The following is a 24,513-nucleotide window of genomic DNA, read 5'->3' on the forward strand; positions in this document are numbered from 1 at the left end:
CTCAAATTGTTAAGCCTTTATTATCTAATACTGCTGATTCTGGTTGTAATTGATATTTCATTATTTTTCTCCTAATTATTCTGCTTTAACTATATACATAAATGCGATATTTCTGGGGCGAGTTTCATTACCAACTAATCCATTGGGATTTAAATCATGCCATGAAGTAGTTCCTGCAGAAACATTTATACTGCCATTGGTAGCGTCGTTTGTATAGAAAAATCCATTATCAAAATCACTACCTTTTGCACCAGCCCAATAGCCTGTGTTGCCAGTACATCCAAATGGTGCAGATCTTTGCATTTGAGAACTATTATAATCACTACGATTTTCACCCCATCCTCCAACATGTTTATGCGCTGAAATTTGGGGAGCTTGCCACTTCAAGATCCCTCGTTCTTTATCAACTCCTCTAGCATTATCCCAACCCCGAATAAATTCACCTCGTAAATCTGGCAGAAAACCTTGGGGGTATGCAGCACCCAGTTTAGGAAATTGATTTTTATTAAAACCAGAACCATTACATTCAAGCCAACCTTCAGGAGGTTGATTACATGGCCATGGTTGAGGAATACCGATAGGTAGATAATTGTTGATATTTGCTGTTGTGATTTTTTCAGTCCATTTAGTCCATGTTTTTGTGCGTGAAAAATAATTTCTAATAAATATTCTACTGTTACTATATGTATAATATACCTGCGTGCAGCCTTCTACTCCTATATCCGCATAATTTTGGTATACAGCTAAATTTCCAGCCAATTGGATAGGGTAATTTGAGCTAGAAGTTGCATTAGCATCTGTAATTTGACCATAAAACCCGAATTTTGTGCCCGTGAGTGTATTTAAATCAGTATTATTTAATAAACCGTAGTTTTGATAAGCATCTCCTGCTTTTAATACTGATTTGCCATTAATCATAACGTCATTAATATATTCAAAACACCACGAATTTGTTGTTGAATTATAAATTAATTTGTTTTGCCATTGATTTGTTTTTGCATTATAAAAATGATGTGTATAATTATCGTCAAATGTCTTCAATACCATCAAATCTTCACTGTCATTATATTTGTGTTTTATTCCTACATCAGATGATAATATCAATTGTCCCGTCATCGTGTCACCAGAACGTTTTATTGCTCCATTTGCCACATCATACACTTTTCTAATAGCTAATGGTGTTGCTGCTTGATTTTCAATAGTTGAATCGATTGAAGAATTTAATTGCACAAAACCTTTAGATTTAGTAGTGGCATTGGGGTGATTGGTTGATTTTTCATGAGCAGATATTAAATCATTTGTTTTTTTTATTGCGTCAGTAACCAGATTGTATGCTTTCTTTACGGCTAATGGTGTTGCCGCTTGGTTTTCGAGGTTAGAATCAATGGCTGAATTTAACTGAACAAACCCTTTTGAGTTTGTAGTAGCATTGGGGTGATTAGTTGATTTTTCATGAGCAGATATTAAATCATTTGTTTTTTTTATTGCGTCAGTAACCAGATTGTATGCTTTCTTTACGGCTAATGGTGTTGCCGCTTGGTTTTCGAGGTTAGAATCAATGGCTGAATTTAACTGAACAAACCCTTTTGAGTTTGTAGTAGCATTGGGGTGATTAGTTGATTTTTCATGAGCAGATATTAAATCATTAGCTTTTTTTATTGCATCAGTAGCCAGATTGTATGCTTTTTTTGCTGCGTCAATTGCCAGATTGTATGCTTTCTTTACGGCCAATGGTGTTGCCGCTTGGTTTTCGAGATTAGAATCAATGGCTGAATTTAACTGAACAAATCCTTTTGAGTTTGTAGTGGCACTAGGGTGATTAGTAGTTTGTTCATGATTGGCCATTTTGCTGGTGATCAAATTTTCCACATATTGACGGGTAGCTAATACTACAGATGGATCAAATTTAAGGGTAACCGCATTAACATTATCAACCACAATAATCATTCGTATGACTTGTGTTCGACCACTGCCTTCGGATAGTTTTGGTTTATAGGTAGTAGGGCAATTACCGACAGCGACTAAAGTATCATCTTCATCATATAAACCAATTTCATTAATAAACCACCCCCCCTGGTTTTCAGGGATAACTAATTCAGCGATGATTTGATTAGGATTTTTTTCATCCGTGGTTAATGTATTAAGCGGTGCTTTATATACTTCATGAATTAATTTGGTTTGACTGGCATCTGGTGTTGTCGCACTACCATTTGCATCACCAACAGCCATCTTACTTAATTTGAGTGGAATACCTAAAGTGGTAGCATTGGCTAGTAATGCTGCCCCTTGTTGAGTAATTAACGTATAAAATTTTTGACTCATATTTTACCCTACAAACAAAACTCGGATCGCCTATAAGGTGAGCGAATGAGCTGATTGTGTTTGTTATAAATGTCTAGTTTATGAATACTTTATAAAGTGCATTAGATTTACATTTTATAAAATGGATTGCTAAAGATAGTGACACAGTCACAAAAAAATTGTTAATCAATTATTTTGTGACAAAAATTATTACAAACAGCTAAAATAGCAAATCGCTAGAAATAAAAAATATGAATAAAAAAACCTTAGTGAAATTACTAAGGTTTTTGTTGATTAATTAACTTTATTTTGATTGGTTTTGCCATTTGATATTTGGCACTTGTTCGATATCAATGCGATTTACCAGCACTCGATAGTTTTTCAATTCAGCAAATAATTAAGCATTAGCCAGTAAACTAACACCAATTGGTAAATATTGATAGGTTGTTTGTAGAAATTCACCTTTGGCATCAACGTTATAAACAATTGTCCAACCGGCAGAAATTGTTAAGCCGTCATTATCTAATACTGCTGATTCTGGTTGTAATTGGTATTTCATCAATATCCTCCTAATTATTCTGCTTTAACTATATACATAAATGCAACATTGCGGGGACGGGTCTCATGTCCGCCCGTATATGCTGTGTCAAAAATATAATCTTCTTCATATCTATCACTACCAGAACCCCATGGATTACCATCACCTTGCTCATTGTAGGTTGCAATTAGTGTACTATGGTTGTGACTTTGAATCATGCAATCTTGCCAGCTTAATATTTCTCGATTTGGATCTGCTCCTTTCCAGTGATCCCAACCTCTTATAAATTCACCTCGCAAATCTGGTAGCCAACGATGGTATACGGCACCTAGTTTAGGATATTGTTCTTTATCGAAAGGTGAACCATTACACTCAAGCCAGCCTTCAGGAGGTTGTTTACATGGCCAAGGTTGTGGGGTTCCAACTGGAATCGATTTATTACTAATAAAGTGTTCTAAATCAAAAATATTATCCACTGATATTTTTGCATTTAAGAATCCCTCTCTTTGAAAATGCCATATTATTTTATTTTCATTAACATCATATCCCACAATTGAACCATCGTTACGTATAAGCAAGCAAAATCGCTTATCTTCTGAATAGATGCGAGATTCAAGTCCGTCGCAATGAAATTTATCAGTAATTTCGTTTACGCGCTCATTAACTTGTTTAACTGCCAAAGGTGTTGCTGCTTGGTTTTCAAGATTAGAATCAATGGCTGAATTTAACTGAACAAACCCTTTTGAGTTTGTGGTGGCACTAGGGTGATTAGTAGTTTGTTCATGATTGGCCATTTTGCTGGTAATTAAATCTTCCACATATTGACGGGTGGCTAATACTATAGATGGATCAATTTTAAGGGTAACCGCACTAACATTATCAACCACAAAAATCATTCGTATGACTTGTGTTCGACCACTGCCTTCGGATAGTTTTGGTTTATAGGTAGTAGGGCAATTACCGACAGCGACTAAAGTATCATCTTCATCATATAAACCAATTTCATTAATAAACCACCCCCCCTGGTTTTCAGGGATAACTAATTCAGCGATGATTTGATTAGGATTTTTTTCATCCGTGGTTAATGTATTAAGCGGTGCTTTATATACTTCATGAATTAATTTGGTTTGACTGGCATCTGGTGTTGTCGCACTACCATTTGCATCACCAACAGCCATCTTACTTAATTTGAGTGGAATACCTAAAGTGGTAGCATTGGCTAGTAATGCTGCCCCTTGTTGAGTAATTAACGTATAAAATTTTTGACTCATATTTTACCCTACAAACAAAACTCGGATCGCCTATAGGGTGAGCGAATGAGCTGATTGTGTTTGTTATAAATGTCTAGTTTATAAATACTTTATAAAGTGCATTAAATTTGCATTTTATAAAATAGCTTAATAAAGATAGTGACACAGTCACAAAAAAATTGTTAATCAATTATTTTGTGACAAAAATTATTACAAACAGCTAAAATAGCAAATCGCTGGAATAAAAAATATGAATAAAAAAACCTTAGTGAAATTACTAAGGTTTTTGTTTACTAGTTACTTTATTTTGGCTAGTCTTTAAGTTGTAAAATCATCAGGAATTTCTTCCATCTCTTGAATGTTATTCAGCTTTAACTATATACATAAATGTAATATCTTTACCATCAGGGCGATCTTTATTTCTAGAATTATCCCAATTTCGTAAATCTGGTAATTTATTATCCCAATATGCATAAGCTAGTTTCGGGTATTTTTCCGTATCAATGTTAGCTCCATTACACTCCAAATATCCTACAGGTGGTTTAGATTTAGGCCATGGTAGTGGGACGCCGACTGGCGTTAAAAAACGATCTATATTTGCTTCTGTGATGGTCTCAACCCAAGCCCTTTTTCTAGTGTAAAATCCACAACGACTAAAAAGTCTTGGTAATTCATAATCAGTAACGTATAATTGCTCAACGTGACCATTGTAATAACCATCCCCACCATAAACTGCCAACGCTGCACTACAATTATTATATGTGAACTTTGGGAGATTTGAGGCAAATTTATCGGTACTTATGCCATAGAAACCGGTTAACAATCGTTTTTCTGGATCACTTAATGGAGCACCGAAATTTGCACCAATCCCATAATCACCAGCTTTTAGAACTGATTTATCGTTAATAGTTACATCTTTTACATTTTTAAATTGCCAAATGTTTTCGGTTGAATCGTAGTCTAATTTGCTTTCCGATCTTTGAGTTTTAGCATCATAAAACACATGCGAATAACTATCGCTTGAAGTCATCAATGTCATTGAATCATTGTTAGAATTGTTAATTTTCAATCCGTTACTTGATAATGTCAATTGACCTGTCATTGTGTCACCAGAACGTTTTACTGCTCCGTTTGCCACATCATACACTTTTTTGACCTCTAATGGCGTTGCGGCTTGAGTTTCGAGCTTAGAATCAATTTCTGAATTCAATTGCACAAAACCTTTGTTACTAGTGGTGGCATTTGGGTGATTGGTTGATTTTTCATGAGCAGTGATTTTTGCTGTAATTGCATCATTAACATATTTTTGAGTTGCAGTCGTTTGAGTAGCGTCGGCTCTTGGTTCAATGTATTTCCGCGCGGCAAATACTTCAGTTGTTTCGTTTTTCAGCTCAATAGCTTCTGTGTTATCGACAATGATCACCATTCTAATCACTTGTGTTCGACTACTGTCTTCAAGGCAGTTGGGCTTATAAGTAGCAGGGTAGTTACCTACGGCGATCAGATTATTTTCATCATCAAATAAGCCAATTTCATGAATAAACCAGCCACCATCAGTTTCAGGTATGACTTGTTCTGCAATAATTTGACAAGGGTTTTCATTGTCGACGAATAATTTGTCGATAGCTGCACGTCTAACTTCATGAACTAATTCGGTTTGGGTTACATCAGGTTTAGTAATATTACCGTTGCCATCACCCACTGCCATTTGAGTTATTTTAAGTGGAACGCCTAATGAGGTTGCATTATCTAATAATGCAATCCCTTTTTGGGTTAAAACTGTATAATATGTTTGATTCATTTTTTTATCCTCATAGTATCGATTAAATGAATAGTTGTGCCAAAATGGATTTCATATTTAATTTGAGTGGAATACCTAAAGCGGTAGCATTGGCTAGTAATGCAGCCCCTTGTTGGGTAATTAACGTGTAAAATTTTTGACTCATACTTTTATTCTATAAACTAAATTCTAATCGCCAATAGGGCGAGCGAATGAGCTGATTGTGTTTATTTTAAATGTCTAGTTTACGAATACCTTATAAAATGCATTAGATTTGCATTTTATAAAATGGCTTGGCAAAGATAATGACACAGTCTAAAAAAGTTAGTTAATGGATGGATTTGTAAAAAAAATGATTACAAACAGCTAAGATAACAAAACGTTAGAAATATAAGATGTGAATAAAAAAACCTTAGTGAAATTTTACTAAGGTTTTTGTTTATTCGTTACTTTATTTTGGTTGGTTTGGCCATTCGATATTAGGTGCTTGTTCAATATCAATGCGATTTACCTGCACTCGATATTTTTTCCATTCAATGAGTAATTGTGTTTCTTGCTCACTGGCAATTTGTGAATCAACCGCATCTTGTAGATAACTGAGTTGTGAAGCTGCTTCAGCGAGAAGTTGATTTTTCTTGATTGAAGCTTGATTGACTTCATATTGATGTTGTTTATTTTTATCAAACTGCCATTTTTTCCCATCCCAGCTATCAAATTCACTAGTTGGTTTTAATTCAGTAAAACCATCAGGAATTTCACCCACCTCTTGAAGGATAGTTTCTCCCCCCGTTTCAATTGAGTAAATCTTAGTACCACGTAAATCTTTAGGATAGGTCCATTGTTGACCATCATGAATGATTGCCTGATTATCTTTAACGCTTTGTGGTGCTTCTAAATAAGCATTAGCCGGTAAACCAACACCAATTGGTAAATATTGATAGGTTGCTTGTAAAAATTCACCTTTTGAGTCAACGTTATAAATAACGGCCCAACCAGCTGAAATTGTTAAACCGCTATTATCTAATACTGCTGATTCAGGTTGTAATTGGTATTTCATCAATATTCTCCTGATTATTCAGCTTTAACTATATACATAAATGTAATATTTTTACCATCAGGGCGATCTTTATTTCTAGAATTATCCCAATTTCGTAAATCTGGTAATTTTCTATCCCAATATGCATAAGCTAGTTTCGGGTATTTTTCCGCATCAATGTCAGCTCCATTACACTCCAAATATCCTACAGGTGGTTTAGATTTAGGCCATGGTAGTGGTACGCCGACTGGTGGTACAAAACGATCTACATTTGCTTCCGTGATAGACTCAATCCATTCCTTTTTATCTTTTAAATGAAATACATTACGGCTAAGAATTCTAGGTCCTTTGGATGCCGGAACATATAATTGCTCAACATGACCAGCCGATTGGCTTCCACTACCATAAACTGCCAGCGTTGACCAATGATTGTCATATCCTAAATCAGGAAGACCAGGGCGATTAAATGTGTCTGTGCCATAGAAACCGGTTAACAATATGTCGTTTGCATTACTTAATGGGGCACCACCTTCTGCTGAACCGATTCCATAATCACCTGCTTTTAGAACTGATTTATCGTTAACAGTTACATCATTTACATTTTTAAATTGCCAAATGTTTTTGGTTGAATCGTAGTCTAATTTGCTTTTCGATCTTTTAGTTTTAGCATCATAAAACACATGTGAATAACTATCGCTTGAAGTCATCAATGTCATTGAATCATTGTTAGCATTGTTTATTTTCAATCCTTTACTTGATAATGTCAATTGACCTGTCATTGTGTCACCAGCACGTTTTACTGCTCCGTTTGCCACATCATACACTTTTTTGACCGCTAATGGCGTTGCGGCTTGAGTTTCGAGCTTAGAATCAATTTCTGAATTCAGTTGCACAAAACCTTTGGTCCTAGTAGTGGCATCTGGGTGATTGGTTGATTTTTCATGAGCAGTCATTTTTGCTGTAATTGTATCATTAACATATTTTTGAGTTGCAGTCGTTTGAGTAGCGTCGGCTCTTGGTTCAATGTATTTCCGCGCGGCAAATACTTCAGTTGTTTCGTTTTTCAGCTCAATAGCTTCTGTGTTATCGACAATGATCACCATTCTAATCACTTGTGTTCGACTACTGTCTTCAAGGCAGTTGGGCTTATAAGTAGCAGGGTAGTTACCTACGGCGATCAGATTATTTTCATCATCAAATAAGCCAATTTCATGAATAAACCAGCCACCATCAGTTTCAGGTATGACTTGTTCTGCAATAATTTGACAAGAGTTTTCATTGTCGACGAATAATGTGTCGATAGCAGCACGTCTAACTTCATGAACTAATTTGGTTTGGGTTGCATCGGGTTTAGTTATATTACCGTTGCCATCACCCACTGCCATTTGAGTTATTTTAAGTGGAATGCCTAATGAGATTGCATTATCTAATAATGCCACCCCTTTTTGGGTTAAAACTGTATAATATGTTTGATTCATTTTGTTATCCTCATAGTATCGATTGAATGAATAGTTGTGCCAAAATGGATTTCATATTTAATTTGAGTGGAATACCTAAAACGGTAGCATTGGCTAGTAATGCAACCCCTTGTTGGGTAATTAACATATAAAATTTTTGACTCATATTTTTATTCTATAAACTAAATTCGAATCGCCAATAGGGTGAGCGAATGAGCTGATTGTGTTTATTTTAAATGTCTAGTTTATGAATACCTTATAAAGTGCATTAGATTTACATTTTATAAAATGGATTGCTAAAGATAGTGACATAGTCTAAAAAAATTAGTTAATGGATGGGGTTGTAAAAAAAATGATTACAAACAGCTAAAATAGCAAATCGTTAGAAATATAAGATGTAAATAAAAAAACCTTAGTGAAATTACTAAGGTTTTTGTTGATTAATTAACTTTATTTTGGTTGGTTTGGCCATTCAATATTTGGCGCTAGTTCAATATCAATACGATTTATTAGCACTCGATATTTTTTCCATTCAACGAGTAATTGTGTTTCTTGCTCACTAGCAATTTGTGAATCAACCGCATCTTGTAGATAACTGAGTTGTGAAGCTGCTTCAGAGAGAAGTTGATTTTTCTTGATTGAAGCTTGATTGACTTCATATTGATGTTGTTTATTTTTATCAAACTGCCATTTTTTCCCATCCCAGCTATCAAATTCACTAGTTGGTTTTAATTCAGTAAAACCATCAGGAATTTCACCGACCTCTTGAAGGATAGTTTCTCCCCCCGTTTCAATTGAGTAAATCTTAGTGCCACGTAAATCTTTAGGATAGGTCCATTGTTGACCATCATGAATGATTGCCTGATTCTCTTTAACGCTTTGTGGTGCTTCTAAATAAGCATTAGCCGGTAAGCCAACACCAATTGGTAAATATTGATAGGTGGCTTGTAAAAATTCACCTTTAGCGTCAACATTATAAACAACGACCCAGCCGGTTGAAATTGTTAAGCCGCTATTATCTAATACTGCTGATTCTGGTTGTAATTGGTATTTCATCAATATCCTCCTGATTATTCAGCTTTAACTATATAGATAAATTGAATATCTTTACTACCATCCCACTTTCGTAAATCTGGTAATTTTCCATTCGGATACGCATAACTTAGTTTCGGATATTTATTTGCATCAAAACTAGCTCCGTTGCACAATAAATAGCCTTTTGGTGCAAAGGATCTAGGCCACGGTTGTGGCACGCCGACAGGTGTTGTTAAAAAACGGTCTATATTTGCTTCTGTGATAGACTCAACCCAAGCATCTTTACTATTATAAGCTCCACAACGGCTGAAAAGTCTTGGTGTTCTTGGTAGAGTAGTCTCTGCAATATATAATTGCTCAATGAATCTAGTCCATCGAGTTTTACTACCATACACTGCCAGCGTTCCAGAACCATGTACATTTGGGAGACTTGAGAGAAGTTGATCGGTATCTATGCCATAGAAACCGGCTAACAATCGTTTTTCTGGATCATCCAAATTAGCACCGTCATATGTACCAATCCCATGATCACCTGCTTTTAGAACTGACTTATCGTTAATAGTTACATCATCTACATTTTTGAATTGCCAAATGTTTTGGGTTGAATTGTAGTCTAATTTGCTTTTCGATGTGTTAGTTTTAGCATCATAAAACGAATGTGAATATTTATCGCTTAAAGTCATCAATGTCATTGAATCATTGTTAGCATAATTTATTTTCAATCCGTTATTTGATAATGTTAATTGACCCGTCATTGTGTCACCAGCACGTTTTACTGCATTATCATACACTTTTTTGACCGCTCGTGGTGTTGCGGCTTGAGTTTCGAGCTTAGAATTAATTGCTGAATTCAGTTGCACAAAACCTTTGGCACTAGTGGTGGCATCTGGGTGATTGGTTGATTTTTCATGGGCAGTGATTTTTGCGGTAATTGTATCATTAACATATTTTTGAGTTGCAGCCGTTTGAGTAGCGTCGGCTCTTGGTTCAATGTATTTCCGCGCAGCAAATACTTCGATTGTTTCGTTTTTCAGCTCAATAGCTTCTGTGTTATCGACAATGAACTCCATTCTAATCACTTGTGTTCGACTACTGTCTTCAAGGCAGTTAGGCTTATAAGTTGCAGGGTAGTTACCTACAGCGATCAGATTATCTTCATCATCAAATAAGCCAATTTCATGAATAAACCAGCCACCATCAGTTTCAGGTATGACTTGTTCTGCAATAATTTGACAAGGGTTTTCATTGTCGACGAATAATGTGTCGATAGCAGCACGCCTAACTTCATTAACTAATTTGGTTTGGGTTGCATCGGGTTTAGTTATATTACCGTTGCCATCACCCACTGCCATTTGAGTTATTTTAAGTGGAACGCCTAATGAGGTTGCATTATCTAATAATGCAACCCCTTTTTGGGTTAAAACTGTATAATATGTTTGATTCATTTTGTTATCCTCATAGTATCGATTAAATGAATAGTTGTGCCAAAATGGCTTTCATATTGCGTTGTTATTGTTTCAGTAATATAGGGATAGATATCTAACGTATTGATTAAGTGAATAGTTATCCCAAGATGGTTCTCATGCTGCGTTGTTACTGATTCTGCAATATAGGGATAGATGTCTAAAGCATTACCATCATAGCTACTAGCACCAATGGGTAAGGAACCTTTAGATATTAATTGAATAACCAAATTTGATAATTGACGTGATACGGGTTTAACATCATCAATTATGCGACTAAGTTCTTTATAAGATTCTTCGGTTATGCCAGTATCTGATACGCCAATTTCTAGCGCAAAAGAACCTGGAATTTGATCGTTTTGCCACCACTCACTAATTTTTATTAAAAAACCAAATGGCTCGACAGCACGGCGAATTGATTCTTTAGTACCTTTGAATTTATGAATCTCAAACGCTTCAGCTATAACTTTTCGTTTGATCTGCTCAGACCATTTTTCATCCCAACGGTCTACACTATATTGCCATGCCAAATAAGGTAGTAATTCATATGGACATGTTTGTGGATCCCAAAGTGTGCGTAGTGGTATAGGAGGATCACAAGTAATCGTTTGTGAAAGTTTTTTTTCCAGTTTGGTAGCTGTAGGCGGAAGTAGTGTTTTATTCACCATAACCTGCTACCTCAATTTGATAATTTGAACAATAGCTAGCTTGCTCACGGCTGATGATAATATCTTGTGCAGGCTCTTGAAGTTCAACACGTTGTACACCAACAGCATGTAATGCTGAAATGATTGCACTGCGACTGATTCTTCGACCAATTCGATGTTTTTCACTAATATAAGCTTGCAAATTATCCATGACTGTTTTTCTAATTGGTTCTGATTCAGGCCCTGGATATAAGTAAAGTTTTGCTTTGATTTGATAATTAATTAATTCTACCGATTTAACGGTTACCCTATCGGCAATCGGACGACGATTGTCTTGATTAACCGCTTTTTTAACAATTTCAATCAATTCATCAGAGGCAATACCATTATTATCACGTGCTAATATTGCTAATGTAACACAAGCTGGTGATGGACTTTCTGCTGCGGCATCTAACACACGGCCATCAGCACTTCGAGCAAAAAATTCATAAGCAGCTCGAGGTCCAGCGACCGATAAGCCTTCAAATGCTGATTGAATTCGCATTCTAAAGTTGCTATCAGCTTCTTTGATTTCTTTAATAGCTGGTACAACACTATTATCTTCAGCTTGAATGATCAAACGATGAACATTAAAGTTTGCTCCTAAATTATCTAAATCCTGATCTTTAGCGTGAGCAATCATAAGTGCTTGTGATGCTTCGTTTATTCTTTGTCGTAGGAGCAGTTCATAATAGCTGCTTTCTTGTAATAGTTTTACTATTGGCTCACTTTCAAATTGTAATGTTTTAGCAACTTCTTCTTGATCTTGAGCGCTATAAAGTGAAAGAAATTTAGCTTTGCGACGATTAAAAATCTCCTCAAAATCTAACGATTCAATCACATTTGGAGAAGGTAATTTTGAAAGATCAGTTAATGTCGCCATGTTGCTACCTCAATTTCGCTAGTAAAGGTTTGATTTGGTTTGTCTATTCGTGAGCCCGTTATTTGTAAGGTTAATTTTTCTTTATCAGGTAAAACATCGACTGTATCAAGTTTTATTCTTGGTTCCCATTGAGATAGTGCCAATACCGTTGCTGAAACCACGCGTAATTTTGTTGCTTCTGTATTCGGGTTATCTAAAAGTAAAAACAGTAATGAACCATAATTGCGCCTCTCTATTCTGGAACCAATTGGTGTGGTAAGAATATCTTTAACTGATTGATTGATATGTTCCATATCGCTAATTGTTCGTCCTGTTTTGCTGTTCATGCCTATATAACTCATTGTGGTTTTCCTGTTGAATCACCACCAGCTTTAACGCCAATGTGGATGTGAGAATCTAATACAACACCGTTTGATGATAATTGACCTTGTTTATGAATGACATTACCAGTTAATGTACCTGTATTCCCTTTAGCTCCACCACCACTTGCACTAAAAGATTTGAATGTTACATGATCACTACACTCTACTAACGGAGCATCAAGTTGAATTTTGCTACCTGCTTTAGCGGTTATTTGCTCACTGGCCTCAATCACAGCGATTTTGATACCTTTGATGGTTAATTGACTAGTTTCTGGTTCATATTCAAATGATGCACCATCAGGGAATGTCACAAAATAACCATCTTCAGATTTAGCTGGAGCAGGATTTGTATCACAATAAATGCTAGGTAATACACAACCTAACAAAAGGTTACCATGAGGGCTCAAAATAAATACTTGTTCACCTACCGATGGGCGCCACCAAGTACGGCTTTTACCTGCACGATGACTAAACCAAGGTAACCAAGTTGTAATTAATTCACCTGTACGGACTTTAACCCGATCGCCATTGGTTTGATAAATTACACCAGGGCGAATCAGGTTTTCAATTTTTCGAAGAATGTCGACTAGGTCGGCGGGATGATAATTTTCCATAACGACTATGATGAAATTTTATCAATTAAAAATAAAGTAAGTGTAGTTGTAGTGGTTGGGATTACAAATTTTCAGTGAGTTAACTAAAATTTATGTTTTATTTGAAATAATTTAATCAATAACTTCTTGATTAATCATTTTTTGTTTTAAATAAAATAATAAAACACTATGTTAAATGAATATTAAAAAAGAATCTTTAACATCAAAAAAGTCGGAGAAAGGGGGTTTAAAGCCCCTAATAACATCTATTTGTCATTAAATTTGAAATGTCTATGCTAATGTCAGCATTTTATTTGCTACGCAAAGTAACAGTTATTAATAGCCATACTTTTCTAATGGTTCTTGCAAAATTATTCGGTCGGTTAATGAGTTAAATTCCAATTTATCTTGCTGTTGTATTGATTTGATCCGTTCTGATAATGTTAATTCAATTGTTAAATCACACTGATTGCCAATGATATTTGCAATGTTAAATTTAATTGCTTGTTGGCGCGATTGTAGACTTATCATGGCATCTGGCTGATTGGCTTGCATCCAAATGACTATGCTGGCGATTAAATCTTCAAAAGGGTAGCGATAATTAGTTAAATTCATCGATAAGGTGAAATGGTATTGGAATCCTGAATTGTCCACAGAGAAAGGCTCAACAATACCATCTTTGACGATAAATTGATTTTTAGTTGCTGAGTTATTGTCTAGCAGATTTTTTTTTAACAGATATTTTTTTAAATCGTTAATTTTTTTCATACCGATCCTTCTAATATTTATGAATAATCTTGGTTACTTTAAAACAGTTAATTTTAATTTAGTGAAAGATAGCTGAGGTTGAAATAAAATAACTTTCAATTCTCAATTCTCAATTCTCAATCCATTCGCATTGGTCCAAATATTTAATTCAGCTATTTACTTGCTTAAACGGCTATTTTTCAATTTATCACAATTATTTTATTGTGAATTTGTTTTGTTAGCCGATTTTGCTGAACGACTTAGAATGCTTATGTTGCCTTTACTTTTAAATAAACAAAGTAATAATGTTATGTTCATCACAACTTGAGCTAGATAAGCACGATGGGGTAGATCGATAAATGAAAATAAGCTAACAGCAGCACTTGATACAATCATCAACCAAGCTAACCAACAGTATTTAATTTTGTAGCGGTAATTGTTACGATCAAAAGTAAATAATCGCACTGCAATCATTAAACAAAAAATAGTATTAAGTGTCGTTATCATGATTTTTTGCCTCTAAAGTAATTGAAAAAGTTAGTTGGATCATCGAATTTTTTAATTAACCATAGTAATAATTTAACGCTAATAGCTGATGAAATTAATGCACCTAAGCCAAGTGGCATTTTAGTTTGAATATTGGTTGGAAAAATTGGGATGAGTAAATACAGCGTCATCTCAGCTAAGAGTAACCCCATAGAAAATGAGATAAGAAATAGGACGATACGACGCAAAAGAGAAATACATTGTTCACTAATTACTAATAAAATAGAACCACAAAGAGCGCCTAAGATAATCCCATTTTCAATGTTTGGATAAATCATTGATAATGAAAAAGCGCTTATAAATGAGGTAAAAGTTAAACTGGTGGGTTCTGTCATTAAGTTAGTCCCATAAATTTATAGAATTAAAATTTTTTTCAGATACTGATTCTGGAACGTTTACTTCTAAACCCATAGGTAATATCGCTGGCAATTCACATAGTTTTGGGTTGTTTTGATAAATTATTTCTACAATTCCCGCTGTTTTACCAAAAACTCGATAGGCTAGTGCATCAATAGTTTCATTTTGCATGGTATAAACAATCATTTTTAAATTACTCCATAGTTAATTTAGACTTATTTTTAACAGCGACATTGATGATGTTTTAATAAATAGATCTCGGCGGACAACAAAGGTATCGATCTATTAAAACCATTGCACCGCCGAGGTGTGAGGGTCACTCGTTATAAATATCTTTTTAATATTATGGTCGTTGTTAAATCATTTTTAAGCAATTAAGCCAAATTGTGACAAATTGAAATACAATACGATAAAGTATTGTATTTCAATTAACAAAAATCAGTTGCCGTCAGAGTTATTAATCTCTCGAATGGCCTGTTTATCCGCATTACATTTTTCAATGACATGCAATAGATGTTCGTTGTATTTAAGACTATCACCAAAGGTCATTGGTTTTGGAGGCAAATTCGGCTGACAACTAATGAGTAAATTCGCTGGTATTGGTTGACTGACGAAGATTTTTCGCTCGGTTGTACAAGCTACCAGAAATAGGCAGAGGCACCAGCTGGTTAGCGCAATAATTCTCTTTGAGTTGACCATTAATCTGTTCCTGATTTTGTAACGATTGCTGTTCTAAAGACTGTTTATTTTTTTCATTATTAGCAATAATTTGATTATTTTTTATAATTATTTGCTGTAATTGACCTAATTTTTGAGCCAATTGACTAGCTTCATTTTGTGCTAATTGTTTAGCATGCAGTAAATCGCTAATAATAAAAAACAATAACATAAATGCAAAAGCAATAGTGACGTTGTTTTTGTTCATATTAATCCTGGTAAATAAATAGTTTTTCCGTTTTGTTTAACTGCAGTAAGTACACGACGGCGTTGGTTTATGTGACTAAATTCAATATGAACCCATTGATTATATTCTTGGATGATTTTGTCAAATTCAACGTCAGCCATAATTAATCGTTGGCAAATTTGTTTTGGATTACCGTAAGCACAGTGGAAATCAACTGCTAACCCTTTGGTATGGGCGCTGGTTTGCGACCCTCCCACCTGATTATTTAAAGCAGGGCAGCGGTATCCAGATGTGATGATGATTGGATGGGCTAAAACTTCTCTAACTGATTCTAATTTATTAGCTGTCAGATAAATATTTACCATTAATTCATCTGGCACATGATTATCTATTTTTAGTCGAGTGGCTGTTGTTGAGCGAGTAAATTCTTCTAATGTGAAGTGTTCGGTTAATTTCATGACTTTTCATTTCCTTTGATATATTTAACTAATTTTTATTTCGAATTTAAATTAAGCTGACTCCCGACCAACTACCTTGGCCATAGCTATGTCGCAGGTAAGTTCAGATTGCCAATTAAAACAGCTAAACACTAAAAAGACTAATGTTCCAGCAAAAGCCGAAAATAAACATTTAATCAATTAATGTTGTAATGCGAAATTTGCTATCATTTTTTACTATCCTTTTTAATAAGCATATTCCAATCCTGATATCAGTTATCAAGAATCAAAGGATAAAAAAAGCAACTCCTTAACACTGTTTAATTATACAGTTTTTCACTCTTTCCTCCTAATTTATAATGAAAAGTTAATTTTTAAAATTTGTTATTAATCAATTGATTAATAATTATTGTTGATAAGATTTTGTAGTGAGAGTTTAGACAATTAAAATCATGTATTTTGACTAAAAAAAATGAGTATTTGTCTGGTTTCAGATGTTAATTAAAAATTTAAGTATTAAAGTTTAATTTATATAAATAGTCATTGCTATAATGAATTATTGACAATAATTATTAGCAAATAATGAATAAATTTATGTTATTAGGATATAAAGAGAAGCTTTCATTAAGTTTAGTTTTTTAGATTATATAGTGGATAGTTGATGATTATAGTTAAGTGGGCATGAACTATTTTCAACTATCCTAAAGTGATTATGGATTATTTGGGTTATCCGGATGTTTAGTGGCTATTTGCTCCTTTAATGGCTCAAGTAAATCCCGAAACCAAAACATTATTATGTCTTTATCCGGCTCCCGTAAATGAATATGTTCAGTAATGATTCGTGAAAGTAGTTCTGCACGTTCTATTGTTTTTATTTTTTCCAATTCATTCATTTCAATTTCTCCTCAAATGCTGTTTTTATATTTAGTACATAATAATTACTTTTTCGATCAAGTCACTTTAAAATGACTTAAAACAAAAGTAGTTAATAATTTCTAATATATTTAGTATATTTGTTTATTTTTTGCTAAAATATTTAGCATTTTTATATATTTTTAACTTAACATCTTACACTATTCACTAAGTAAAAAACACCAATAATGTCTTTTTTGCTTTAGTTAAATGTGGCATTGATATAGTTTTTAAGTGGTCTTTTTTTCTGTTTAATATAATGATTATTTACTATTAGATGAAGCCCATTTAGAGAATCAGTTAACATAAGATGCTGATGCGCATTTAGTCTGATACTTCGTCTTAAGTAGAGTTGATTCACATTTAAATCATTATCTGGTAAACCGATAATTTTCAGTTGTTGCTTAATAGTTTGTCTTTGTTGTTCAAAATTAACTGTGTGAGTACAGTTATTGACAGAACTCCAAGGCGTGCGTTCCGCCCGCAATAAAGATACATCATTAGTTTTTACGCCATTACTGATATTTTTGGGAACTAGCTTCCATTTAATTAATCGGGTGCAAATAAAAGATGCAAAACCATGAATCGGTGCATAGACCCCTTTAATTTTTTTGATAATTTCTTCATATTGATTAACTTTATCCTCATAAGCAAGTCGGACTTTAATATCCTTGCGTTTGACTAATGGTCCACCTTGATGAGTAGTATAAGCTGCCCAATCACCAATATCGGCCGATGCTAATACTGGATCGATAATATCATTGGCTACTTTTTTATTTTTTAAACGACGCAGTTCTCGCCATACACTGACGGGTGCCCCCCCTAATTGTTGAAATTGGCGAATCTTCCAGCGGCTGGCCCAAGCGGTTATCGCTTTAGATGATAGTTTTAAGTTTTCGCCTGTTTGCGTATCAATTTCGTTTTCTAGTGCATATCCATCAATATTTTTGGCAATATATTTGGCGATGTAGCCAGTTGCAGATCCTTTTTGTTTATCAATATTTTTAAATTCAAAACGATTGATGGCTGCACCTTTTTCCTCTCCATCTTCATCCATAGCATATATCCACATACTATAAAAAGCTTTTTTAATATCTTTTGGATGCATAAAGATTAAAATATGCCAGTGAGGTGTACCATCATGATGAGGTTCGGCAACACGAAAACCAAAAAATTGAATATTTTCACGATTTAATTTAGCCCGAATTCGTGACCAAATTTTGCATAAGTAGGCTTGTGTTTCTCGTGGAGTGTTACCTTGCCAGTTCTCAACAAAGCCGCCTTTAGCATGCACACTGTGATATTTAGCTGGGGCTGTCAAGGTTATAAAAGCACCTTGATAACCTAACTGATCTGCTAAATCTTCAAAGCCGCGCATTCGTGTCATAAGTTCTACACGTCTTATTGCTGGATTAGCTACCGATTTATAAACTTGTAACTCCAATGGTATTTGTTCACCCGTTTCTGGATTTTCTATTGCCATCTTTTCAAGATATTTTTGATTGCGACGTTTTTGTTCTTGCCATTCCATTTGACAGCTACGACTAGCATAAGGAGATGCCTTTTTTTGTACTTGGCCTACGGCAATTGCAAAATGTTCATGTTCAAAATCTCTGCGAGTTTTTAATTTACGTTGCCACCATTCATGATTGGTTATTTTAGCTAATGCTTTAATACAATTATCATTAGTTAATTTGTGATTTTTAAAATCATTAAAATAGGGGGGTATAATATTAATTCCATTTAATTCTTTTAAGACTGTTCGATAAAGTTTTTGCTCTAAACTATTGCTCTCAATATTATTATCTGTTAAACAAAAGGCCTGATCGGCAAGACAGGTCTGGATGTGTTTATTTAGATAATTGACTATGTCAACACTTAATTTTACTAACTTTTTTGTACTCAATGTGGCTAATCGGGCAAATTCCTCGGAAAAATTAATCGATAAGGCACTGGGCGTGTCTACTTGATAACGTGCTTTGACTTGCGATATTCTTGCCTGAATATTGCCACCTAAAGTTTGTCGTAAAAAACTATTGGCTTGTTTTCTTCCTTCAGCATGAAAAAGATTAATATATTTATCAGCAAAATAACCAGCTAAGAAATCAGGTAAATCACTAAAAAATTGAGTACGGAATGGGTGGTCTTCTTGATCAACTTGCCACAATTTAATTTCATTATAGCTGATAGATTGTGGCATTTTTTTTTCATAATCAAACTGGGCTATTGGCGTTCTTACTAATTTTTTATTAGGTAAATATTGCCCAATATTTTCATAGTAATCACGCAGAGCTAATAATAGTGAATGTTTATTTTTAGCTGGAATAAAAGGTAAAGAGAAAGATTGACTGGTCATAAATTCTCGGTAGCAATTATCGTTTGGCTCGCAGTTCTTTTAGACTTTGACAATCGATACAAAGTTGACAACCTTTTAACAATTGTCTACGTTTTTCAGGGATTGGCTCGCCACATTCGATACAATCCTTTGCTGATTCGCCGGTAAAAGTTTGACGATTAGCAAGTAAATTATCGAGTTCAAGCTGAGCCAAATCATTTGCTTGGTCTATAATATCTCGCATTAGGCGTTAGTCTCATAACTTTGATAGCGAAGTTTTTCTGCTTCTTGATAAAGCAATTCATTTACTTCGCTAGCAGTTAAATTTTGATCTAAAATATGACCGCCTATTTGCATTAAGCGATTTATATAAAGATCACAAAGTCGTTGTTCGGTTTTTTGTTTAACTTTTCCCGATATATCGTTTAATTTAGATTGAGTAATATTGCTTGAGTTCATATGTTTTTTCCTCATTTTGATATTCATTATTGTTTGGTAAAATCTTGTGCTTCACAGTGAGCAAAAACATCCACAATAGCTTGTAAACGGCGAAGTCCTATCTCTAAGTTATCTACTTCATTATCGTTAAGCTGATCAAAGTTTAAATTATGCTCTGAATACGACAATCTTGTGTTTAATGATGTTATGCCTGCGGCTGCTAATAACAGTCTTTTTTGTCCTGGCTTTAACCGATTAAAATTGCTGCGAACTAAGCTGCGATGTCCATGAATTAATTGATATAGATGTCTTATATGTTCAAGTTGACGAGATTGTTCAATATTATTCATCGCTCTTCCTTATATAAATGTAGTTTGAATCAAAAAAGAGCCATGTCTTTCGAAAGAGACAAAGGCTTTATCAAATGGTTTGAGTTAGTTTTGGCGATGATTAACTTGCTTTAATTTAATGGCTTTACCATTACTTTTTTCAATCCAACCATTTGGATTATGTTTATTGATTTGAATAAAAATAACTAACGGTTGGGTAGTCGATTTTTGACTTAAATAGATAGCCTGGCTCATATTATTGCTCCATCAAATTTAGTTCAGGATTAAATGCTTTCGCCCCTTCAAGCGTAAGGGCGGTCATATTAATTAATGTTGTTGAGCGGTCATGTTTACCTGTGATTCTTTTTTTTCGCGTTGGTAGCAATCCTTCATGTACATATTTTTTAACAGTACGCGGGTTCATGCCTGAAACTCGTGCAAATTCATCAACAGTGACGTACGGAGCAGAAATAGTGATTGAAATTGTTGTCATCATAGTGCATTATTCCTAACATAAATATGCTTATATGTAATTATGTGTATTTATATGTAAAATTAAACTAAATATAATTTATCATTAAGCTAAGCTTAATGTCAATTATATTTTTATTTTAAAATTAACTTAGGCTTAATTCAAAATGAGTATTAATTTTAATTCTGGTGGTGCCAAAGTATTGGACAGAATCATTGAGGCTTATGGGTTTAAATCCAAAGTCGAATACAGCAATTATTTAGGAACATCAGCAGCAAGTTTATCAATCCGTTATCGACGAGATCTCTTTCCTTCTGATCTTGTTGTCAAATGTATGGATGAAACTGGTGCATCATTACAATGGTTAGCGACAGGTGAAGGACAATTTAAACCAGCTGAACAATCTAAAGAAGCGATTATTTCCGATGAAACTTTAGTTAAACTTGAACGGTTGGCAAGCTTAAAAGATAAGGGAGCCATTACTGAACAAGAATTTAGCGAATTAAAAGGACAATTGATTTAGATTAGCAAAGGACTAATTGTAATTATGTCAGTAAGAAAACAACCTAATGGAAAATGGTTATTTGAAAAATATCTCCCTGGCGGTCGTAGGATCCGTAAAAATTTTGCCACCAAAGGGGAGGCATTAGCATATGAAAATTATCTTGAAGAGCAAGCAAATCAAAAACCCTGGATTAATGAAAAAATTGATAAGCGTCGTTTATCTGAATTAATCCAAAGCTGGTATTCGCTGCACGGTCAAACCTTAAAAGATGGTCAAACTCGATTAAAAGCAATGCTTTTTGCCAGTGATTGTATGAACAATCCATTAGCAACAAATTTCACTGCAAAACAATTTACTACTTATCGCCAAAAGCGGATTGATGGTGAGATATATCGAACTGATCGCATTAAAACGGTTGCTCCTAGAACGATGAACCTTGAATTAACCTACTTTAAAGCGATGTTTAACGAATTAATTCGGTTAGGGGAGTGGCAGCATAAAAATCCTTTAGAACTCGTTCGTTCATTTAAAACTGATGAACAAGAGATGGCTTATTTATCCAAAGAACAAATTCAATCTTTACTCAATTCTTGTCAGCAAAGTAGTGCAACCGATTTACCCATTATTGTTAAAATTTGTTTAGCAACTGGTGCCAGATGGAGTGAAGCTGAAAGCTTAAAAAGCGCTCAAGTCAAAGACGGAAAAATCACCTACATTAATACTAAAGGTAAACGTAACCGCACAATTCCAATTAGTGATGAGTTATTTCAACAAATTCCCAATAAAAATGGCCAGCTTTTTACTGGTTGTTATTCGGCCTTTCGCTCGGCATTAGATAGAACTGGTATTGAGCTACCTGATCGACAATTAACACATGTATTACGCCACACTTTTGCGAGCCACTTTATGATGAATGGTGGCAATATATTAGTCCTGCAAAAAATATTAGGTCACACCGATATTAAAATGACCATGCGCTACGCTCATTTTGCTCCCGATCACTTCGAAGATGCCGTGAGATTAAATCCGTTAGAACATGATTAATTAAATAGAAATTGAGTCATTTTATTTCAATAATAACAAACTAGATTAAATAAAAAATGGCGGTATATTGGCGATCGAAAATGATTTTATAGTGCTTAATATGTTTTTATATGCATAATTAACTAATTGATTAATAACTAAGTTATTGATTTAAAACCTCTATCCAAAAAACTCATAATCGATTGCTGATTTAAGGCTAAAATTAATTCCAAAGAAACTGTAGAACAAGGAATGGGAATTGGGGAACTATTACAGGAAGTTGATTTGGAAGGTTAGGTAATTAGTAATATATCGTCAAGATTCCAGCTTGTGCTCTTGTTGTTATTTTAATGGGTGGTATTAGAAGATCGTTGATTGGTTCAGTAGTCGCAGATAGCCTTAATAATGCAGTAGATTAAAACCATATTCCCTATGTAAAAAAATTATTTACATATCCTAATGTTGAACATGTTTTATTTGATTATATCACCACAAAGCGCTCATACCTTTCCATCTGTCTAATATATTTTTGATAGAAATGAGTCAATGAGTGCAATTGATAATTTAAAAAATCTTTTTGTAAATCAGTGTTAAAAAACAGGATAGGTTAGATATTATAAACGTTAAATAGAACCCTTTTTTAGACTAAGTTACTTGATTTATCAAAAGCGATAATTTGTTACAAATAAAAGGAAGGGGAGTAAAAATACTTCTTTTCATATAATAATTCAATTAATAAAATCAATGCTATTTATAAGAAGATCCAACTTACTATTCTGATAATGAATATCTCTACTTTTATATTGATAAAGTTTTTTGTTAATATTATTGTATAAGAGTTAAGCATTTTTATTAGGAAATGATCATGATAGAACCACTATCCAATATTATTTTAAAAGCGTTACCTCGCAATAAAAAGGGCATAATAGGTGCGCAGGTTGAAGTCGATGGTGTTTGTTTTCATGACAAACTGGAAGTTTGTGATTTAAAAGCAGCTTATCTTTATAACAATCGTTATCTTTTATTGTTTGTCATCGATATTGATATGGGACTTTATGACGAAGAGTTGTACATCTATTTGCTTGATTATCAGAGCAAAAAAATTGTTGATCATGTTGTTATTGGTGGGCTGACTGGTTGGTTAACACCAAGTATTTTCAAGATTGGAGATATTGAAATCCTAAATGACGATTCCATAAGTTTTAAATTTATGTCGCCAAACGGTAGTGATGGTTGGATAATTAAACTGTTCAGCAAGCCGATTAAAAGTTTGCCATGGGCTTTAAAATATTCGCCTTTAGTGACATGTCCAGTCTCGTTTAAGCGCTATTTTCAAATCTATCCTAATACATTAGTAAAAGAAAATTGTCTACAAGACAAATAAAATTATTTATAAATATTATGGAGTAAAAATGGCTTTAATATCTATACAAGATGTATTGATTGATATTGAAAACATGCCAAATGATTGGTTTTATTTGCCTCCTGATTCAAAATCTTGGACACTTGATACAATGGGATTCTTTTGTGATGATGAGGATATTGACAAAAATTACCAAATTAATTTACCTAAGAAAGCTATTGAAGAAAATTGGATACCAACATTAGAGAAAGGGGATATTGAAAGTATTATTGATGTAGCTAAGAATCAATTAGACAAATTAACATTATATGATTTATTTAATTCTTTTGTTTTCTTTTTTGAAAATGATGCTTTTTTACAATATGATGATTAAATTCATTGAATTTCAATAAATTATTCCTATTGCAAATCGCACATTAATATATTACTAAATAGTAACAAATTTTAAGCAACTAATGATTCTAAAGTCGTTTGGTTAATAATATCGACAATCAAAATACATCAACCGAAAGTTTTCAACTTTAAATAAAATCTCCAATCACTCTAGTTAAATATTAAACCTATCGTATGATTTGGTGAACAAGTACCCGATAGAGTAGTATATTAATAAAACTAGCATAATTTTAGTGAAATACAACTGTGAGAATATATATTTAAAAATGATTAGACTGAAACTAATTAATTATTCGATTATGATACTTATAAATAATATTAGATCTAAAGATAATTTGACATTTTATACTGAAACATAGGTAAGACCT

33 protein-coding genes are annotated in these 24,513 nt (G+C 33.8%); 4 read left to right on the forward strand and 29 right to left on the reverse strand.

The genetic code is table 11. The features are described from left to right. Positions 1 to 75: 75 nt before the first annotated feature. The 29 genes from A9G17_RS00535 to A9G17_RS00645 form a co-directional block, all read right to left on the reverse strand. Positions 76 to 2,322: a phage tail-collar fiber domain-containing protein gene (locus A9G17_RS00535; RefSeq protein ID WP_065737020.1), complete on the reverse strand. Its 2,247-nt coding sequence runs from the start codon at positions 2,320 to 2,322 to the stop codon at positions 76 to 78. Between the two features lie 283 nt (positions 2,323 to 2,605). Next, the gene (locus tag A9G17_RS13340; protein ID WP_081301610.1) at positions 2,606 to 2,686 is read right to left on the reverse strand and encodes a tail fiber assembly protein; all 81 of its coding nucleotides are present in this window, start codon (positions 2,684 to 2,686) and stop codon (positions 2,606 to 2,608) included. A gap of 12 nt (positions 2,687 to 2,698) precedes the next feature. Continuing rightward, positions 2,699 to 2,860 carry a hypothetical protein gene (locus A9G17_RS12995; RefSeq protein ID WP_176714233.1) on the reverse strand — a complete coding sequence of 54 codons (162 nt, stop codon included), beginning with the start codon at positions 2,858 to 2,860 and terminating at the stop codon, positions 2,699 to 2,701. 14 nt (positions 2,861 to 2,874) lie between these two features. Continuing rightward, positions 2,875 to 4,110, reverse strand: coding sequence for a phage tail protein (locus tag A9G17_RS00540; RefSeq protein WP_065737018.1), 1,236 nt, complete (start codon positions 4,108 to 4,110; stop codon positions 2,875 to 2,877). Positions 4,111 to 4,450: 340 nt separating this feature from the next. Beyond that, entirely contained in the window at positions 4,451 to 5,890 is a 1,440-nt protein-coding gene (locus A9G17_RS00545; protein WP_065737021.1) for a phage tail protein, read from the reverse strand. Between the two features lie 22 nt (positions 5,891 to 5,912). After that, positions 5,913 to 6,035 carry a phage tail-collar fiber domain-containing protein gene (locus A9G17_RS12745; RefSeq protein WP_081301611.1) on the reverse strand — a complete coding sequence of 41 codons (123 nt, stop codon included), beginning with the start codon at positions 6,033 to 6,035 and terminating at the stop codon, positions 5,913 to 5,915. Positions 6,036 to 6,320: 285 nt separating this feature from the next. Then, a complete protein-coding gene (locus A9G17_RS00550; RefSeq protein ID WP_065737022.1) occupies positions 6,321 to 6,926 on the reverse strand; it encodes a tail fiber assembly protein in 606 nt (201 codons plus the stop codon). A gap of 14 nt (positions 6,927 to 6,940) precedes the next feature. Further along, positions 6,941 to 8,383, reverse strand: a complete 1,443-nt coding sequence (locus A9G17_RS13205; protein ID WP_065737023.1) for a phage tail protein — start codon at positions 8,381 to 8,383, stop codon at positions 6,941 to 6,943. Positions 8,384 to 8,393: 10 nt separating this feature from the next. Continuing rightward, the gene (locus A9G17_RS13000) at positions 8,394 to 8,528 is read right to left on the reverse strand and encodes a phage tail protein (protein WP_172397894.1); all 135 of its coding nucleotides are present in this window, start codon (positions 8,526 to 8,528) and stop codon (positions 8,394 to 8,396) included. 284 nt (positions 8,529 to 8,812) lie between these two features. Further along, a complete protein-coding gene (locus A9G17_RS00560) occupies positions 8,813 to 9,418 on the reverse strand; it encodes a tail fiber assembly protein (protein WP_065737024.1) in 606 nt (201 codons plus the stop codon). A gap of 14 nt (positions 9,419 to 9,432) precedes the next feature. After that, positions 9,433 to 10,842, reverse strand: a complete 1,410-nt coding sequence (locus A9G17_RS13345; RefSeq protein ID WP_065737025.1) for a phage tail-collar fiber domain-containing protein — start codon at positions 10,840 to 10,842, stop codon at positions 9,433 to 9,435. Then, positions 10,839 to 11,528, reverse strand: a complete 690-nt coding sequence (locus A9G17_RS00570; protein WP_065737026.1) for a phage tail protein I — start codon at positions 11,526 to 11,528, stop codon at positions 10,839 to 10,841. The genes A9G17_RS13345 and A9G17_RS00570 overlap by 4 nt, the downstream gene beginning before the upstream one ends. Then, positions 11,518 to 12,429: a baseplate J/gp47 family protein gene (locus A9G17_RS00575; RefSeq protein WP_065737027.1), complete on the reverse strand. Its 912-nt coding sequence runs from the start codon at positions 12,427 to 12,429 to the stop codon at positions 11,518 to 11,520. The genes A9G17_RS00570 and A9G17_RS00575 overlap by 11 nt, the downstream gene beginning before the upstream one ends. Further along, positions 12,417 to 12,770, reverse strand: coding sequence for a GPW/gp25 family protein (locus tag A9G17_RS00580; protein ID WP_065737028.1), 354 nt, complete (start codon positions 12,768 to 12,770; stop codon positions 12,417 to 12,419). The genes A9G17_RS00575 and A9G17_RS00580 overlap by 13 nt, the downstream gene beginning before the upstream one ends. Then, positions 12,767 to 13,405 (reverse strand): phage baseplate assembly protein V, encoded by a 639-nt coding sequence (locus tag A9G17_RS00585; RefSeq protein WP_065737029.1) that lies wholly within the window; start codon positions 13,403 to 13,405, stop codon positions 12,767 to 12,769. Before A9G17_RS00585 ends, A9G17_RS00580 begins: the two co-directional genes overlap by 4 nt. Positions 13,406 to 13,720: 315 nt before the next feature. Further along, positions 13,721 to 14,152, reverse strand: coding sequence for a phage tail protein (locus A9G17_RS00590; RefSeq protein ID WP_065737030.1), 432 nt, complete (start codon positions 14,150 to 14,152; stop codon positions 13,721 to 13,723). Between the two features lie 198 nt (positions 14,153 to 14,350). Then, positions 14,351 to 14,638 carry a phage holin family protein gene (locus tag A9G17_RS00595; protein ID WP_065737031.1) on the reverse strand — a complete coding sequence of 96 codons (288 nt, stop codon included), beginning with the start codon at positions 14,636 to 14,638 and terminating at the stop codon, positions 14,351 to 14,353. Continuing rightward, positions 14,635 to 15,012 carry a putative holin gene (locus A9G17_RS00600; RefSeq protein WP_065737032.1) on the reverse strand — a complete coding sequence of 126 codons (378 nt, stop codon included), beginning with the start codon at positions 15,010 to 15,012 and terminating at the stop codon, positions 14,635 to 14,637. The genes A9G17_RS00595 and A9G17_RS00600 overlap by 4 nt, the downstream gene beginning before the upstream one ends. Before the next feature lie 4 nt (positions 15,013 to 15,016). Further along, positions 15,017 to 15,220: a tail protein X gene (locus tag A9G17_RS00605; protein WP_065737033.1), complete on the reverse strand. Its 204-nt coding sequence runs from the start codon at positions 15,218 to 15,220 to the stop codon at positions 15,017 to 15,019. Between the two features lie 252 nt (positions 15,221 to 15,472). Continuing rightward, entirely contained in the window at positions 15,473 to 15,715 is a 243-nt protein-coding gene (lysC, locus tag A9G17_RS13350) for an Rz1-like lysis system protein LysC (protein ID WP_437177181.1), read from the reverse strand. Next, the gene (locus A9G17_RS00610; RefSeq protein WP_065737034.1) at positions 15,612 to 15,959 is read right to left on the reverse strand and encodes a hypothetical protein; all 348 of its coding nucleotides are present in this window, start codon (positions 15,957 to 15,959) and stop codon (positions 15,612 to 15,614) included. Before A9G17_RS00610 ends, lysC begins: the two co-directional genes overlap by 104 nt. Further along, positions 15,956 to 16,396 carry a D-Ala-D-Ala carboxypeptidase family metallohydrolase gene (locus A9G17_RS00615; protein WP_065737035.1) on the reverse strand — a complete coding sequence of 147 codons (441 nt, stop codon included), beginning with the start codon at positions 16,394 to 16,396 and terminating at the stop codon, positions 15,956 to 15,958. The genes A9G17_RS00610 and A9G17_RS00615 overlap by 4 nt, the downstream gene beginning before the upstream one ends. A 689-nt stretch (positions 16,397 to 17,085) precedes the next feature. Then, entirely contained in the window at positions 17,086 to 17,268 is a 183-nt protein-coding gene (locus tag A9G17_RS00620; RefSeq protein ID WP_065737036.1) for a hypothetical protein, read from the reverse strand. A 221-nt stretch (positions 17,269 to 17,489) separates the two neighbouring features. After that, positions 17,490 to 19,643: a replication endonuclease gene (locus A9G17_RS00625; protein ID WP_065737037.1), complete on the reverse strand. Its 2,154-nt coding sequence runs from the start codon at positions 19,641 to 19,643 to the stop codon at positions 17,490 to 17,492. Between the two features lie 16 nt (positions 19,644 to 19,659). Then, positions 19,660 to 19,866 (reverse strand): TraR/DksA family transcriptional regulator, encoded by a 207-nt coding sequence (locus A9G17_RS00630; protein WP_065737038.1) that lies wholly within the window; start codon positions 19,864 to 19,866, stop codon positions 19,660 to 19,662. Then, positions 19,866 to 20,081, reverse strand: a complete 216-nt coding sequence (locus tag A9G17_RS00635) for a DUF2732 family protein (RefSeq protein ID WP_065737039.1) — start codon at positions 20,079 to 20,081, stop codon at positions 19,866 to 19,868. Before A9G17_RS00635 ends, A9G17_RS00630 begins: the two co-directional genes overlap by 1 nt. Before the next feature lie 26 nt (positions 20,082 to 20,107). After that, positions 20,108 to 20,410, reverse strand: a complete 303-nt coding sequence (locus A9G17_RS00640; RefSeq protein ID WP_065737040.1) for a hypothetical protein — start codon at positions 20,408 to 20,410, stop codon at positions 20,108 to 20,110. Between the two features lie 84 nt (positions 20,411 to 20,494). Next, entirely contained in the window at positions 20,495 to 20,644 is a 150-nt protein-coding gene (locus tag A9G17_RS13005; RefSeq protein ID WP_172397882.1) for a hypothetical protein, read from the reverse strand. Position 20,645: 1 nt separating this feature from the next. Further along, positions 20,646 to 20,885, reverse strand: a complete 240-nt coding sequence (locus A9G17_RS00645; protein ID WP_025315541.1) for a MerR family transcriptional regulator — start codon at positions 20,883 to 20,885, stop codon at positions 20,646 to 20,648. A gap of 142 nt (positions 20,886 to 21,027) precedes the next feature. Here A9G17_RS00645 and A9G17_RS00650 point away from each other — a divergent pair, with 142 nt between their 5' ends. The 4 genes from A9G17_RS00650 (at position 21,028) to A9G17_RS00665 (ending at position 24,125) form a co-directional block, all read left to right on the forward strand. Beyond that, a complete protein-coding gene (locus tag A9G17_RS00650) occupies positions 21,028 to 21,384 on the forward strand; it encodes a helix-turn-helix domain-containing protein (protein WP_065737041.1) in 357 nt (118 codons plus the stop codon). 24 nt (positions 21,385 to 21,408) lie between these two features. Continuing rightward, entirely contained in the window at positions 21,409 to 22,410 is a 1,002-nt protein-coding gene (locus A9G17_RS00655; protein ID WP_065737042.1) for a phage integrase, read from the forward strand. Positions 22,411 to 23,254: 844 nt separating this feature from the next. Next, on the forward strand, positions 23,255 to 23,773 hold the full coding sequence (locus tag A9G17_RS00660; RefSeq protein WP_065737043.1) for a hypothetical protein: 519 nt from the start codon (positions 23,255 to 23,257) through the stop codon (positions 23,771 to 23,773). Positions 23,774 to 23,801: 28 nt separating this feature from the next. Next, complete coding sequence (locus A9G17_RS00665; RefSeq protein ID WP_065737044.1) at positions 23,802 to 24,125, forward strand: DUF7716 domain-containing protein; 324 nt, start codon at positions 23,802 to 23,804, stop codon at positions 24,123 to 24,125. The last annotated feature ends 388 nt before the right edge of the window (positions 24,126 to 24,513 follow it).

Source organism: Gilliamella sp. wkB7 (assembly GCF_001693435.1).
Lineage (GTDB): Bacteria > Pseudomonadota > Gammaproteobacteria > Enterobacterales > Orbaceae > Gilliamella > Gilliamella apicola_N.